Here is a 13,508-nt window from a genome sequence, read left to right as displayed (position 1 = left end):
GTGTGGTGGATGTTCACGAGTACTGACGCCCACTCACCCAAAAGGACGCACAACGGTACTCCGGTGCGTCCCGGCGGACCTCGATACGTCATTGCAGGTGTCAACCACTGACCCTGAAAGGATCGCCATGTCCATCAATCGAATCCAACTCGCACTCAATGTCGACGATGTCTCCGCTGCAACCGCGTTTTACGAGAAGATGTTCGGCGTGCCCGCGCACAAGATCCGCGATGGGTACGCCAACTTCGCTATCGAGAACCCGCCGTTGAAGTTGGTCCTCATCGAAAAGCCGGGCGCTACCGAGCATCTGAACCACCTCGGCGTCGAAACGGCGACGGCCGATGACGTCGCCGCGGCAATGGAACGTTTTACGGCGGCTGGCCTGGACACCACGGTCGCGGAGCAGGACATCTGCTGTCACGCCACACAGGACAAGGTGTTCGTCGCCGCGCCGGACGTGCCGCTCGGTTGGTGGGAGTTCTACAGCATCAGCGACGACAACCCGGCCAACCCGGATGGTGAGTCGAACTCCGTGTGCGCAAAGAACTGCGCAGCCGAGGACAACGCTGAAAGCACTTGCTGCGCATAGCTGTCAGCCGGGCTGCGGTCCGTCCTTCGCGCAACCGCAGCCCGGTCCCGGCTCGTAATCCATTGGCACGCCCCGGCCGTCGAGAATGAGTGCACAGCACTGTCCCAGCAGCTCGGCGAGCCGCCGGCGGCCGCGCTGCACGCGGGACTTCATTCCGGACAGTGAAACCCCCGCCTGTTGCGCGGCATCGGCTTGGGTGATCCCCGCCAGATCCACCATCTCCAGAGCCTCACGCTGGTCCGCCGACAGCCCCTCGAGCAATGGCCGCAGGCACGCGGAGAGCTCACGCACCGCGCTGGGCTCGTCCGGATCCGTGAACGGCTCGATCACCCGCTCGGGCGGGGCCGACGTCAGCTGTTCGCGGCTGCGGCCGGCTCGACGGTACTCGTCGATCACCGCGTTCCGCGCAATGCGGAACACCCAATTCGGCAGCAGCTCCCGATCGTCGAGTGAGGCCACGTTCTGGTGGATACGCAGCAGGATGTCGGCGACGAGGTCGTCGGCTCGGTCGGGGTCCGCTATCCGGCGACGCACGAACCTTCGCAGCTGCGGCAACATCTCGCGCCACATTTGTTCGGTCGGCTGCCGCACGGCCGCAGATTCCGTCTTCATCATGTCGGCGTTCATGACCGCCGTCCTTCCGGCTAGCCGCAGCACGTCGGGTCGAGGACACCGCACAGCGCGACCAGCGCGTCGCGCCGCGCACGGTGATAGACGTTCATGCCCCGACGATCGGAATCGACCAGTCCCGCTTTGCGTAGTTGTGTCAGGTGATGGCTCACCGTCGATTCGGTCAGCGCCACTGCAACTGCCAGATCCCCGCTGTTCAGTTCGCCGATCGGCGAGCTCAGAAGCAATGACATCAGTTTCACGCGCGCGGGGTCGGCGAGCGCCTTGAGCCGTAGGGCGACTTCGAGAGCCGCGGTGTCGTCAACAGGACCTGCCGCGACAGGCGCGCAACACACGGGGGCGGACATGTCGATCACGGGCAAGGCCTTGGGCATGAGTCCATCTTGCCAGTAGTCTTGACATATATCAAAGAGGTGGGCATGCTGGCGGTGTCCATTAGTTTGATATATGTCGTACTACAGGAGGCACCATGTCCCGCGCTCAACTCGCTCTCAACGTCGACGACCTCGAAGAAGCTGTGACGTTCTACTCGAAGCTGTTCAACGCCCAACCGGCCAAGCGCAAGCCCGGCTACGCCAATTTCGCGATCACCGAGCCTCCCCTCAAGCTCGTTCTCATCGAGAACCCGGGGCACGGCGGCACCCTCAACCACCTGGGCGTCGAGGTCGAGACCAGTGACCGGGTGCATGAAGAGATCGCCCGCCTGTCCGGTGAGGGGCTGTTCACCGACGAAGAGATCGGCACCACCTGTTGCTTCGCGACGCAGGACAAGGTCTGGGTGTCCGGCCCTGGCGGTGAGCGATGGGAGGTCTACACCGTGCTCGCCGATTCCGACACTTTCGGGAGCGCTCCGAAGGATCTCGGCGCGGCGGGCGAATGTTCGTGTGGGACCGCCGAAGAGCATGCCGAGGGAGAGCGGGTCAAGGCCGACACCGGCTGCTGCTGACGGTTGCCGCCGAGAATTCATCTGCTGTCGGTTTGCCCGCAGATTCGATATGGGTCAATATCGATGCATGTCGAATCAGTTCGCGTCGTCGGAAGCCTGCTGTGCGCTTGAGCCGTTGGTACGGGAACCCCTGACAACGGCTCAAGCGACGGAAATGGCGTTGAAGTTCAAGGCGTTGTCCGACCCGGTACGGCTGCGCTTGCTGAGCTCGGTGGCAAGCCATTCCGGCGGAGAGGCGTGCGTGTGCGACATCTCACCCGGCCTCGAGGTGTCGCAGCCGACGATCTCGCACCACCTCAAGGTGCTGCGCGATGCGGGGTTGCTGACCTCGGAGCGGCGCGCTTCCTGGGTGTACTACACGGTCGTGCCCGAGGTGCTCGGCTCGTTGTCGTCGTTGTTAAGTGTCAGTGCCGACGCGGCGGTCGCTCGGGCATGACCGACAAAGTTCAGCAGCGTCAGGCAGCGGCGCCACCCGTCGTGGCGAAGTTGTCGACGTTGGACCGGTTCCTCCCCGTCTGGATCGGCATCGCAATGGCCGCCGGCCTGTTGCTCGGCCGCTGGATTCCGGGACTCAACACGGCTTTGGACAAGGTGCAGATCGACGGCATCTCGCTGCCGATTGCGCTTGGACTGTTGATCATGATGTATCCGGTGCTCGCCAAGGTCCGCTACGACCGCCTGGACACTGTCACCGGTGACCGCAAGCTGCTGATCAGTTCGCTGTTTCTGAACTGGGTTCTCGGTCCGGCGCTGATGTTCGCGCTGGCGTGGCTGTTGTTGCCGGACTCGCCCGAATACCGCACCGGGCTGATCATCGTCGGCCTGGCTCGTTGCATCGCCATGGTGATCATCTGGAACGACCTCGCCTGTGGAGATCGCGAGGCAGCGGCCGTGCTGGTTGCCCTCAACTCGATGTTCCAGGTCGTGATGTTCGCGGTTTTGGGCTGGTTCTATCTGTCGGTGTTGCCGGGATGGCTGGGGTTGCAGCAGACCACCATCTCGACATCCCCCTGGCAGATCGCCAAATCCGTCCTGATCTTCTTGGGCATCCCGTTACTGGCCGGGTACCTGTCTCGGCGATTCGGGGAGAAGGCCAAGGGGCGCGAATGGTACGAATCCAAGTTCCTGCCGACCGTAGGGCCGTGGGCTCTTTATGGACTCCTGTTCACCATCGTGATTCTCTTTGCGCTGCAAGGAGATCAGATCACCAGCCGGCCACTGGACGTAGCCCGGATCGCCCTGCCGCTGTTGGCGTACTTCGCCATCATGTGGGGTGGCGGTTATCTGCTGGGTGCGCTCCTGCACCTCGGGTATGAACGCACCACCACGCTCGCGTTCACCGCGGCAGGTAACAACTTCGAACTGGCCATCGCCGTTGCCATCGCAACGTATGGGGCCACTTCCGGTCAGGCGCTGGCCGGAGTCGTTGGACCGCTGATCGAGGTTCCTGTACTGGTGGCGCTGGTATACGTGTCTCTTGCGCTGCGACGCCGTTTCGATGCCGGAGATGGCGCCGCTGTGCCGGCGGCACCCACGGGCAGACCGAGCTAGCGCGGTGTCGAAACGGATGAAGCCCTCGGTGCTTTTCGTATGCGTCAAGAACGCCGGGAAGTCGCAGATGGCGGCCGGTCTCATGCGACAAGCGGCGGGCGACGCGGTGGACGTGTACTCAGCGGGTACCAACCCGGTGCGGAGATCAACGCTCTGTCCGCGGAGTCTCTCGTCGAGCTGGGAGTCGATATCGCGGTACGCGTGAAAGCACTTGCTCCCAAATGACTGCCACGACGTAACCAGCCCTGGTACACGTCGCAGCAACCGGGGGCGCCATGTGTCGCCAGCAGAGCCCCTCGCTTCGGCGTGTCATTCCCGTTCGCGCACCCCAATATCGCAACGACTCCTACAGTCAAGAAGTTCGCCAGCTAGAGAGTTCTAGCGCGAGCGGGCAAACGCGCCCGCCCCACCCTGGCGGTCGCAGGAGAGCCGAATGATTAGTCAATGGTTGGTGGCCAACCTTCCCTCGTGGGTGCTGTTGCTGGGAATCATTGTCTTCGTCGCCGGTGGAGCGATTCTCGTTCAAGTATTTGTGCGCCGTCGTTTCCCCAACCTCAAGGGTGAAGAGCACAACGATGTCATCAAGTTTGCGTTCGGGGTGGTGGGATTCGTGTTCGCGTTCTTCCTTGGCTTCGTCGTATCCGCCATGTGGGGACAGATCGGCGACGCGGACGGAAGAGCGCGTACCGAGGGTGCAGCGGGGGTGCAGCTTGTCAGAACTGTCACAGTGTTCGACCAGCCTGATGAAGATCGGATTCGGAAGGCTCTGCTCGAGTACCAGCAGGCAGCGTTAGTCGAGTGGCGCGAAATCGCCCAAGGCGGCTCATACCCCGACGCCGACGAGGCCTTTACGCGACTTTATGCGGCCTATGAAGAAGTTCAAGCACGCACCGACGCGCAAAAGACAATACTCTCAACCTCTTTCGGCAATCTCGACAGCGTCGGGCAGGCACGTACGCAGCGCTTGGCGCAAGCGCAAACGGATGATGGGCCGCCCTGGTCGCTGTGGGCGGTCATCTGGTTGACCAGCGGCCTCCTTCTGGCCTGCGCAATCATTTACGATGTCAAGAAACCCGCGACCCACTACACGATGGTTGCGATTCTGGGCATTCTGGTGGCCGTAAACCTGTTCCTCGTCGCGGAACTCTCACACCCATTCATCGGTGAAATTGGGACGACCTCGGAACCACTGCAACAGGTCATCCGGCAGTTGTCGTGAGGTCGTATTACCGCGGGGATGCGTCGGCAGGCTAGCCGGCGCGAAACCATCCGATGAGCTTCCGCAGGGGGCGCAGAGGGTTACCCACGAGCCGGCACCTCGAGTTCGGTCAGCAGCGCTCGGACCCGACGCTCGATCTCGTCGCGGATGGGACGTATTGCGGCGACGTCTTGTCCGTGTGGATCATCGAGGATCCATTCCTCATACCGACGGCCCGGAAATATCGGGCAGGCGTCGCCACAGCCCATCGTGATGATGACGTCTGCGGCCCGCACGATTTCATCCGTCCACGGCTTGGGGTATTCACCCGAAATGTCGATGTCGCGCTCGGCCATGGCTTCAACCGCTGCCGAGTTGACCAACTCGCCTGGCTCGGAGCCCCCGGACCACGCGACCGCCCGATCGCCGGCCAGATGGGTGAAGAATCCCATCGCCATCTGCGACCGGCCGGCGTTGTGGGTGCACAGGAACAGGACGGTCGGCTTTCCGTCGTTCGATTTGCCCTCGACTTTTGCGAGTGCGCGGAGTCGTTGTCGCGCAAAGCGTTCGGCCAGCAAGGGGAGGAAACGGGGTACCGTCGCCCGGCCGGCGAATTGGTCATAGGACGAGTGCAGGAACCTTTCGATGGTTTCCACCCCGAACACACCGTCGAACTCCTTCTGGAGTTGGCTGGCCGCCGTCTTCATCGCCAAACGCTGGTCGATGGACAGATCGCTACGGAGATGGTGCTCAACGATGTTGTCGGTCATGGCTTCTCCTGAACTAGGCGGGCTGGACATCGGGGACGAAACGGTCGATTCGGACGGTGAGTTCACGTACCGCATCATCGAACGCGGACGCGATGGCGGTGCGGGTCGGATCGCTGATCGACCAGTGGATGCGAGGTAGTTCAGCGGGCAGCTCCTCATGCGCGTTGTCGCACACCGCGATCACCAGGTCGTCGGCGGCGAGGACATCCCCTAGATAACGCGGTTTGACTGCGCGCATCGACAAGTTGAGGCGTTTTGCGGCGGCCACCGCGCCCCGATGCACCTGGGGCGCGGGTTTGGTGCCGGCTGAGGTAGCGGGTAGTTCGCTGCGCCGGTTCCAGATCGCGGCGGCTAGCTGGCTGCGGGCCGAGTTGTGGGTGCAGACGAACACGACGCGACGAGCCCGATGTTGGGCTGATGGGAGCAGACCGTCGAGCGCCGCATGGTTGAGCTTGAGGTATGTCCGCCGCCCGTCGGCTTCTGACCGGCCCTGCCGTACCAGCCCGGTGTTCTTCAGCACAGCGAGGTGATGCGCGAGCAGGTTGGAAGACATCGACAGCACGGCGCGCAGTTCTGAGGGGGACACATCCGCATTGAGCAGGTGGTCGACGATCGTCAGCCGGGCGGGATCGGATAGCGCGGCGAAAACCGCGGTACGTCGCGCCAAATCCAAAGTCGTATCAACAGACATTGACTCAATATCTACTGAGGCAAGTCGGCGATGTCAATCCGTCCAGTGGAAATGTCGCCTCGAGCCCCTTACCGGTTCATCTTCCGTTCACTATCCGTAGGCAAGTGATTAACGGCGTGCGCTTAGGTTTTCAGCCGAGCAGCAACCGGTCTGCTCGACGCGACATGTGTCATGGCGGGGGCAACGGCCCCTGCCAGCGTCTACCTGTTTCACAAAGGAGCTTCGTGAAGGCCAATCGAACTGGTGCCGCGCTGAGCCTGCTGGCCGCTGGCACCTTGCTACTGGCGGCGTGCGGTAGCGACAACAACGCCTCTTCGGGATCGGGATCAGACAGTGGGTCGACTCCGGCCGGTGACTGCGGCGGCAAGGAAGCGCTCAAGGCCAGTGGCTCGTCGGCACAGGCGAATGCGATGACGCGCTTCATCAACGCTTACGAGAAGGACTGCCCCGGCTTCACTCTCAACTACACCTCGAGCGGCTCGGGTGCCGGTGTCTCGGAGTTCATCGGCGGACAGACCGACTTCGGCGGTTCCGATTCGCCGCTAAGCGCCGAGAAGGGCGAGGTCGACAAGGCCAAGGAGCGGTGCGGCGGCAGCGACGCGTGGAACCTTCCCGCCGTGTTCGGGCCCATTGCCGTCACATACAACGTCGCAGGCGTCGACGGCTTGGTGCTCGATGGACCGACCTTGGGCAAGATCTTCAACGGCACGGTCAAGACGTGGGATGCCCCCGAGATCGCGGCACTGAACGAGGGCGCCAGCCTGCCGGCCGAGCCGATCAACGTGATCTTCCGCAGCGACGAGTCGGGCACGACGGACAACTTCCAGAAGTACCTGGACGCGGCCTCGGACGGATCGTGGGGCAAGGGTGCCGGCAAGTCGTTCGCCGGCGGGGTCGGCGAAGGTGCGAAGGGTAACGAGGGCACGTCCGCAGCGATCGCGAGCACCCCGGGTTCCATCACCTACAACGAGTGGTCCTTCGCCAAGGCGCAGAACCTGTCGATCGCCAGGATCATCACCTCGGCAGGGCCGGAGCCGGTCGAGCTGAACACTGAATCGGCGGGTAAGGCCATCGACGGCGTCAAGTTCAAGGGCGAAGGTAACGACCTGGTGCTCGACACCGCGTCGTTCTACATGCCGACCGAGCCCGGTTCGTACCCGATCATGCTTGCCGCGTACGAGATCGTGTGCTCGCAGTACCCCGACGCCGAGGTCGCCACCGCGGTGAAGGCGTTCCTGCACTCAGCACTCGGTAACGGCCAGACCGGTCTCGAGGATAACGGCTACATCCCGATCCCCGAGGCGTTCAAGACTCGCCTGACCGAGGCCGTCGACGCGATCAACGCGAAGACGTAGTAGCAACGACGCATGGCTGTGACACCAGATTCGACCGCTGTGGGCTCGTCAACCACGACGAGCCCACAGCAGGTTGGGCATACTTCAGAGAAGCCAACCAAGGATCGGAAGGGATCGGCTTTGAAGCAGGGCGAGGGACGTTGGGGCGACACCGTCTTCAAGTCCATCGCGATCGCGGCCGGCGCAACCATCATCGGCGCGATCGCTCTGATGGCCCTCTTCCTGATCGTCAAGGCGATCCCGTCGCTGCAGGCCAACCAGGCGAACTTCCTGACCAGCACGGAGTTCCTCACCAGCGACTCGGCCAACCTCCGCTTCGGCGTTCGCGACCTGTTCATGGTGACGGTGCTCAGCTCGGTCTTCGCCCTGATCATCGCCGTGCCCGTCGCGATCGGCATTGCGGCGTTCTTGACGAACTACGCACCGAAGCGGTTGGCACGGCCGTTCGGAATGCTGGTGGATCTGTTGGCGGCGGTGCCGTCGATCGTTTTCGGTCTGTGGGGCATCTTCGTGCTGGCCCCGTGGCTCACCCCGGTGGCGACTTTCCTCAACGAGAACCTCGGCTGGTTCTTCCTCTTCTCCGAAGGCAACGTCTCGCTCGCGGGAGGCGGCACCATCTTCACGGCGGGAATCGTTCTGGCCGTGATGATTCTCCCGATCATCACCTCGGTCACCCGGGAAGTGTTCGCACTCACCCCACGTGGTCACGTCGAGGCCGCGCAGGCTCTCGGTGCGACCAAATGGGAAGTCATCCGGATGACGGTCTTTCCCTACGGCCGCAGCGGCATGATCGCGGCGTCGATGCTGGGCTTGGGCCGGGCGCTCGGTGAGACGATCGCGATCCTGATCATCTTGCGGACGGCTGCTCAGGCGGGCCACTGGTCGCTGTTCGACGGTGGCTACACGTTCGCGTCCAAGATCGCCTCGGCAGCAGCGGAGTTCAGTGCGCCACTGCCCACAGGCGCTTACATCGCCGCCGGCTTCGTGCTCTTCGCGCTGACCTTCGTCGTCAACGCACTGGCCCGGGCCGCGGCCGGCGGAAGGGTTAGCGGAGGATGACGGCAACACTGGACCAGCCGGTGAAGGCCCCCACCTTCCACCCGGTGAGCACGGGTCGCAAGTTCAAGAATCGCCTCGCGACAACACTTTTCACCGCGTCTTTCGTGGTCGCGATGGTCCCGTTGATCTGGTTGATCTACACGGTACTTGCCAAGGGCATCGCGGCGATCACCTCTTCGACGTGGTGGAGCCACTCGCTCGCCGGCGTGCTGCCGGAGGAGATGGCCGGCGGTGTTTATCACGCGATCTATGGCACGGTGATTCAGGCCGCGATCGCCGCCGTGCTGTCGGTGCCGTTAGGTGTCATGGCCGCGGTGTACCTGGTCGAATACGGACGGGGCAAGTTCGCCAAGGTGACCACGTTCATGGTCGACATTCTTGCCGGCGTGCCGTCGATCGTGGCCGCGCTCTTCATCTTCGCGCTGTGGATCGCGACCCTGGGATTCGAGCAGAGCGCCTTCGCGGTGTCGTTGGCATTGGTCTTGCTGATGCTTCCCGTCGTCGTGCGCAACACCGAGGAGATGCTGAAACTCGTACCGGACGAGCTGCGAGAAGCGTCGTACGCGTTGGGCATTCCCAAATGGAAGACGATTGCACGCATCGTCGTACCCACCGCGTTGCCCGGGATGATCAGCGGCATCCTGTTGGCCCTTGCCAGGGTGATGGGGGAGACGGCTCCGGTGCTGGTGCTAGTGGGTTACAGCCGGTCCATCAACATGGACCCACTCGAGGGCAACATGGCGTCGCTGCCACTGCTGATCTACACCGAACTGGTCAACCCGGAAGCGGCGGGCGCGCTGCGAGTCTGGGGTGCCGCGCTGACCCTCATCTTGATCATCGCGGCGCTGTACCTCGGCGCTGCATTCGTCAACCGATACCTGACGCGGAACAGAGTTTAGGAGCCTCATGGCCAAGCGGCTGGATCTCAAAGACCTCAACATCTACTACGGTTCGTTCCACGCCGTCGCCGACGTGGGATTGTCCGTCACACCGCGTAGTGTCACCGCCTTCATCGGCCCCTCGGGCTGCGGAAAATCGACGGTGCTGCGCACTCTCAACCGCATGCACGAGGTCCTGCCCGGCGCCCGGGTCGAAGGCTCGGTGCTGCTGGACGGTGAGGACATCTACGCTGCGGGCATCGATCCGGTGAGCGTCCGCAAGACCATCGGTATGGTGTTCCAGCGGCCGAACCCGTTCCCCACCATGTCGATTCGCGACAACGTGGTTGCCGGTCTGAAGCTGCAGGGTGTGCGCAACAAGAAGACGCTCGAGGAGGTCGCCGAGCGCTCACTCAAGGGCGCCAACCTCTGGAACGAGGTCAAGGACCGGCTGGACAAGCCCGGCGGCGGCCTGTCCGGTGGGCAGCAGCAGCGACTGTGCATCGCGCGCGCAATCGCAGTGCAGCCGGACGTGCTGCTGATGGACGAGCCATGCTCGGCGCTGGATCCGATTTCGACGTTGGCAATCGAGGATCTGATCTCAGAACTCAAGCAGGACTACACAATCGTCATCGTGACCCACAACATGCAACAGGCCGCCCGCGTCAGTGACCAGACGGCTTTCTTCAATCTGGAGGCCACCGGTAAGCCGGGTCGGCTCGTCGAGATCGACGTAACCGAGAAGATCTTCTCGAATCCGACGCAGAAGGCGACCGAGGACTACATCTCAGGCCGCTTCGGCTAAGCGCTGAGTCCGAAAAGCCAAGAGCCCCCGATCACTCGGGGGCTCTTGGCTTTGAAGTGAACGACCTTCAGCGTGATGCCAGCTGGTCTTCTTCTGGGAGGTTGCCGGTGGCCTGGAAGATGACCCGGCGGGCGATCTCGACCGCGTGATCGGCGAAGCGCTCGTAGAACCGGGACAGCAGCGTCACGTCGACCGCGGCGGTGACGCCATACTTCCACTCGCGGTCCATCAGCACGGTGAAGAGGTGGCGATGGAGATCGTCCATCGCATCGTCTTCTTCGCTGATCCGTGCCGCCTTCTCCGGATCGCGCGTAACGAGCACCTCCTGGGCGCTGTTACCCAATTCGACTGCCACCCGGCCCATTTCAGCGAAGTAGCCGTTGACCTCTTCGGGCAGCGCATGCTGGGGATGGCGACGGCGGGCGATCTTTGCCACGTGTAGCGCCAGGGCGCCCATCCGATCGACGTCGGCGACGATCTGGATCGCCGTGACAATCGAGCGCAGATCGCCTGCCACCGGCGCCTGCAGCGCCAGCAGCACGAACGCGGCCTCCTCGGCGCGCGCGCTCATCGCGATGATATGCTCATGGTCGCTGATCACCTGCTCGGCCAGAACGAGATCGGCCTGCAACAGGGCTTGGGTTGCGCGCTCCATCGCCGCGCCGGCCAGCCCGCACATGTCGCCGAGCTGTCCAGATAGCTGATCCAACTGGTCGTGGTACGCGGTTCGCATGTATCCACCCTACGGTCTGAGCAGCCGGAACGTCACGGCGTGCAGGGTGAACGCCAGGTGAATGGCGCATGCCGAAAAGCCGACGATGCCACGCGGACAGGACTATTCGCAGGTCGTGTCGGCAGCGTTCGTGACGGTCAGATCCTCGGGCAGGTCGGTCGGTGTGCTGTCGGTGCCGCGCACGATCTGGACCTGCACCGGAGATCCGCTCGATGGCGGCGAGGTCACCGAGTAGAAGTCGTTGCCGAGTACCACCTGAACGACGTCGCCGAGGTTGGTCGCGCGTTCGATGGTCGAGTTGGGGAACGACGCGGCAACGGTTGCCGCCGCCTGCTCGTTGCCCGGGGAGAAGAACACCGTTGTGGTGTCCAGCGGACCGGGGTAATCGTCGGGCGTGATGACGTTGAAGCCATGCGTTTGGAGTTCGCCGGCAGCGGTCGCACCCAGCCCGTCTTCGCCCGTCGAATTCGACACCTGCACGGTGATGTCGTTCGGGTCGGTCGTGATCGTGTCGACGAGCTCGGTCGGTGCCGCGGCGTCCTGACTGGGTGCCTCGGTCTGGCTTTCGGGAGTGCCGGGCACCGGGGTGTTGTCGGCGTTCTTTTCCTCTGGCAGCGGATCGTCGTTGATGATCGCGTCGAAGATGGCCCGGTTGTCTTCTTCGCGAAGGTGCTCGTTGCCGTACTCGTCCATGAACCCCGTCGTCGGCACGGTCAGGAACGTGATCCGGCCCGCGGCGATGCCCTGAACCGACTGGCCCAGGGTGACCAGGTCTTTGGTGTTCATGTTGTCGACATAGCTGTCGTTGATGAACATGTTGACGACGTTGTTGAGCTTGTTGAGGGAGAAGAACACTTCCTTGGAGATCATCGAGCGCAGCAGCGAGGACAGGAAAAGCTGCTGACGCTTGATGCGGCCGTAGTCGCCGTTGGTTTCCGTCGTGACCTGGCGTGCCCGCACGTACTGAAGTGCGGTGTGGCCGTCCACCGTCTGGCGGCCGGCATTGGCCAGCACGGTGCCCAGCTCGTAGTCCTCGAGCGGGGTGGTGCTGCACACCTCGACACCGCCGAGTGCGTCGACCATCTTCGAGAAACCCGCGAAATCGACTGCCATGAAACGGTTTACGTACAGGCCCGACAACTTCTGAATGACCTTCACCAGGCACTTCGGTCCACCGACGGCGTACGCGGAATTCAGCTTGTACTCGGTGTAGACCCTGTCGGCCCCGTACATGGGTGACTCGGGGTCGGTGATCGGGCCGTATTCCCCGGTTTTGGGGTCCCACGGCTCGCACTGCATGGGCTCGATGGCGAGGTCTCGCGGAAATGACACCGCCACAACACGTTCACGGTTTGCGGGGATGTTCACCAGCATCACCGTGTCCGACCTCGCGCCGGCGGCCTCGTCGGTCGTGCCCGCACCCATGTCGACGTTCTCGCCCATGCGGCTGTCCACGCCGACGATCAAGAAGTTCTCGTCACCGAACTGTGCGTTCGGATCGAGGATGTCGCGGGAATCGGGATCGAGCGCGGAGATCCGGTTGAGCATGTTGTTCTTCGCCGACTGCCACTGCCACGCCCCACCGGTGAGGGCAAGAGCGAGCACGGCGATCAGGGCGGTGACCACGCGTCCGACGATCATCGACCTGTGCCGGCCCCGTGACGGCTGATGCTCATCGGTTCGGCGACGGCCGGCACCGACATGAGACGGCGGAACGCGGCCGTGCCGATGGGTGGATGTCAGGTCCGGCAGGTCCATCGCGACGGCCGGGATGATCTCGGTGTCGTAGTAGTCCTCGGCCTCAGGAACGTCTGCAGCGGCTTCGTGAGGTTCGATGTCGGGTCCGAAGGGCCGCTCGTGCCGACCGTACGCCGGCACGGCATCGATGACCTCGGTCAGCGGAGACGGCGGCGGTTCGGCGGGCGGCGGCGTGCTGAGGTCGGGCCGGTCTCGCTTCAGCTCAGCTGGGACGGCCTCGTCGCCGTTGAGCTTGGCGATGAGGTCGGCGACCGTCACTCCGTCGGTGTGGTTACCGACGGAGGACGCCGATGGCTCCTCGGTGGGCGCATCGTCATTGTCGGACACGTGCGCGCGCTCCCACGGCGCGGCGCCTGGTGACGGGTGAGATCTTCGGGTATGCCATTGATAGGTCTCGGACTGGTCGTCAGGCGACGACGAGGCACCCCGGCCATGACGGCCAGGAGTGGCGTTGTCGCCGTCACTCATCCTTCTACCGGCCTCCGACTCATCAACCGCCGCGTGCGACGTTGGGCTCCGATGTACCCGGTGCTTCCCTACAGGTC

General features: G+C 63.3%; 15 protein-coding genes and 1 pseudogene. 10 read left to right on the top strand and 6 right to left on the bottom strand.

Features of this window, described 5'->3' with window-relative positions:
* Positions 1-127 precede the first annotated feature (127 nt).
* On the top strand, positions 128-589 hold the full coding sequence (locus G6N36_RS17655; protein WP_163688128.1) for an ArsI/CadI family heavy metal resistance metalloenzyme: 462 nt from the start codon (positions 128-130) through the stop codon (positions 587-589).
* 3 nt (positions 590-592) lie between these two features.
* Here the strand turns inward: G6N36_RS17655 and G6N36_RS17650 are convergent, their stop codons facing one another.
* On the bottom strand, positions 593-1,216 hold the full coding sequence (locus G6N36_RS17650) for a sigma-70 family RNA polymerase sigma factor (RefSeq protein WP_163688126.1): 624 nt from the start codon (positions 1,214-1,216) through the stop codon (positions 593-595).
* Positions 1,217-1,233: 17 nt separating this feature from the next.
* Positions 1,234-1,593, bottom strand: coding sequence for an Rv2640c family ArsR-like transcriptional regulator (locus G6N36_RS17645; protein WP_163688124.1), 360 nt, complete (start codon positions 1,591-1,593; stop codon positions 1,234-1,236).
* A gap of 95 nt (positions 1,594-1,688) precedes the next feature.
* Between G6N36_RS17645 and G6N36_RS17640 the strand changes: the two genes are divergently transcribed.
* From G6N36_RS17640 to G6N36_RS17620, 5 genes and pseudogenes are all read left to right on the top strand, one after another.
* On the top strand, positions 1,689-2,165 hold the full coding sequence (locus tag G6N36_RS17640) for an ArsI/CadI family heavy metal resistance metalloenzyme (protein ID WP_163688122.1): 477 nt from the start codon (positions 1,689-1,691) through the stop codon (positions 2,163-2,165).
* A gap of 67 nt (positions 2,166-2,232) precedes the next feature.
* Complete coding sequence (locus G6N36_RS17635) at positions 2,233-2,601, top strand: ArsR/SmtB family transcription factor (RefSeq protein WP_163688120.1); 369 nt, start codon at positions 2,233-2,235, stop codon at positions 2,599-2,601.
* Positions 2,598-3,716 (top strand): ACR3 family arsenite efflux transporter, encoded by a 1,119-nt coding sequence (gene arsB, locus G6N36_RS17630; protein ID WP_163688118.1) that lies wholly within the window; start codon positions 2,598-2,600, stop codon positions 3,714-3,716. Before G6N36_RS17635 ends, arsB begins: the two co-directional genes overlap by 4 nt.
* A gap of 16 nt (positions 3,717-3,732) precedes the next feature.
* Positions 3,733-3,908, top strand: a pseudogene (locus G6N36_RS17625) (arsenate-mycothiol transferase ArsC); the annotation flags it as partial.
* Positions 3,909-4,149: 241 nt separating this feature from the next.
* Positions 4,150-4,935 carry a bestrophin-like domain gene (locus tag G6N36_RS17620; protein WP_163688116.1) on the top strand — a complete coding sequence of 262 codons (786 nt, stop codon included), beginning with the start codon at positions 4,150-4,152 and terminating at the stop codon, positions 4,933-4,935.
* An 80-nt stretch (positions 4,936-5,015) separates the two neighbouring features.
* On the opposite strand, the gene G6N36_RS17615 is transcribed toward G6N36_RS17620, so the two are convergent.
* Positions 5,016-5,684, bottom strand: coding sequence for an arsenate reductase ArsC (locus G6N36_RS17615; RefSeq protein ID WP_163688114.1), 669 nt, complete (start codon positions 5,682-5,684; stop codon positions 5,016-5,018).
* A 13-nt stretch (positions 5,685-5,697) separates the two neighbouring features.
* The gene (locus G6N36_RS17610; protein ID WP_163688112.1) at positions 5,698-6,375 is read right to left on the bottom strand and encodes a metalloregulator ArsR/SmtB family transcription factor; all 678 of its coding nucleotides are present in this window, start codon (positions 6,373-6,375) and stop codon (positions 5,698-5,700) included.
* A 224-nt stretch (positions 6,376-6,599) separates the two neighbouring features.
* Between G6N36_RS17610 and pstS the strand changes: the two genes are divergently transcribed.
* Genes pstS through pstB form a run of 4 tightly spaced genes read left to right on the top strand, consistent with a single transcriptional unit; the run spans position 6,600 to position 10,472 of the window.
* Positions 6,600-7,730 (top strand): phosphate ABC transporter substrate-binding protein PstS, encoded by a 1,131-nt coding sequence (gene pstS / locus G6N36_RS17605; RefSeq protein ID WP_163688110.1) that lies wholly within the window; start codon positions 6,600-6,602, stop codon positions 7,728-7,730.
* A gap of 12 nt (positions 7,731-7,742) precedes the next feature.
* Positions 7,743-8,789, top strand: coding sequence for a phosphate ABC transporter permease subunit PstC (pstC, locus tag G6N36_RS17600; protein WP_163688107.1), 1,047 nt, complete (start codon positions 7,743-7,745; stop codon positions 8,787-8,789).
* Positions 8,786-9,688, top strand: coding sequence for a phosphate ABC transporter permease PstA (gene pstA, locus G6N36_RS17595; RefSeq protein WP_163688105.1), 903 nt, complete (start codon positions 8,786-8,788; stop codon positions 9,686-9,688). The genes pstC and pstA overlap by 4 nt, the downstream gene beginning before the upstream one ends.
* Positions 9,689-9,695: 7 nt before the next feature.
* Complete coding sequence (pstB, locus tag G6N36_RS17590) at positions 9,696-10,472, top strand: phosphate ABC transporter ATP-binding protein PstB (RefSeq protein WP_163688103.1); 777 nt, start codon at positions 9,696-9,698, stop codon at positions 10,470-10,472.
* A 67-nt stretch (positions 10,473-10,539) separates the two neighbouring features.
* On the opposite strand, the gene phoU is transcribed toward pstB, so the two are convergent.
* Both phoU and G6N36_RS17580 read right to left on the bottom strand, forming a co-directional pair.
* Positions 10,540-11,205, bottom strand: a complete 666-nt coding sequence (phoU, locus tag G6N36_RS17585) for a phosphate signaling complex protein PhoU (RefSeq protein ID WP_163688100.1) — start codon at positions 11,203-11,205, stop codon at positions 10,540-10,542.
* Between the two features lie 102 nt (positions 11,206-11,307).
* Positions 11,308-13,431, bottom strand: a complete 2,124-nt coding sequence (locus G6N36_RS17580; RefSeq protein WP_163688097.1) for an LCP family protein — start codon at positions 13,429-13,431, stop codon at positions 11,308-11,310.
* Between the last annotated feature and the right edge of the window lie 77 nt (positions 13,432-13,508).

It is taken from the genome of Mycolicibacterium gadium, from assembly GCF_010728925.1.
Classification (GTDB): Bacteria; Actinomycetota; Actinomycetes; order Mycobacteriales; family Mycobacteriaceae; genus Mycobacterium; species Mycobacterium gadium.
The sequence above is the reverse complement of the archived record's forward strand: the minus strand, read 5'-3'. Positions and strand labels throughout refer to the sequence as shown.

Bases quoted from the DNA above. Each gene is read 5' to 3' on its own strand.
- G6N36_RS17655 (WP_163688128.1), top strand. From the start codon at position 128: ATGTCCATCAATCGAATCCAACTCGCACTCAATGTCGACGATGTCTCC.
- G6N36_RS17650 (WP_163688126.1), bottom strand. From the start codon at position 1,216: ATGAACGCCGACATGATGAAGACGGAATCTGCGGCCGTGCGGCAGCCG.
- G6N36_RS17645 (WP_163688124.1), bottom strand. From the start codon at position 1,593: ATGCCCAAGGCCTTGCCCGTGATCGACATGTCCGCCCCCGTGTGTTGC.
- G6N36_RS17640 (WP_163688122.1), top strand. From the start codon at position 1,689: ATGTCCCGCGCTCAACTCGCTCTCAACGTCGACGACCTCGAAGAAGCT.
- G6N36_RS17635 (WP_163688120.1), top strand. From the start codon at position 2,233: ATGTCGAATCAGTTCGCGTCGTCGGAAGCCTGCTGTGCGCTTGAGCCG.
- arsB (WP_163688118.1), top strand. From the start codon at position 2,598: ATGACCGACAAAGTTCAGCAGCGTCAGGCAGCGGCGCCACCCGTCGTG.
- G6N36_RS17620 (WP_163688116.1), top strand. From the start codon at position 4,150: ATGATTAGTCAATGGTTGGTGGCCAACCTTCCCTCGTGGGTGCTGTTG.
- G6N36_RS17615 (WP_163688114.1), bottom strand. From the start codon at position 5,684: ATGACCGACAACATCGTTGAGCACCATCTCCGTAGCGATCTGTCCATC.
- G6N36_RS17610 (WP_163688112.1), bottom strand. From the start codon at position 6,375: ATGTCTGTTGATACGACTTTGGATTTGGCGCGACGTACCGCGGTTTTC.
- pstC (WP_163688107.1), top strand. From the start codon at position 7,743: ATGGCTGTGACACCAGATTCGACCGCTGTGGGCTCGTCAACCACGACG.
- pstA (WP_163688105.1), top strand. From the start codon at position 8,786: ATGACGGCAACACTGGACCAGCCGGTGAAGGCCCCCACCTTCCACCCG.
- pstB (WP_163688103.1), top strand. From the start codon at position 9,696: ATGGCCAAGCGGCTGGATCTCAAAGACCTCAACATCTACTACGGTTCG.
- phoU (WP_163688100.1), bottom strand. From the start codon at position 11,205: ATGCGAACCGCGTACCACGACCAGTTGGATCAGCTATCTGGACAGCTC.
- G6N36_RS17580 (WP_163688097.1), bottom strand. From the start codon at position 13,431: ATGAGTGACGGCGACAACGCCACTCCTGGCCGTCATGGCCGGGGTGCC.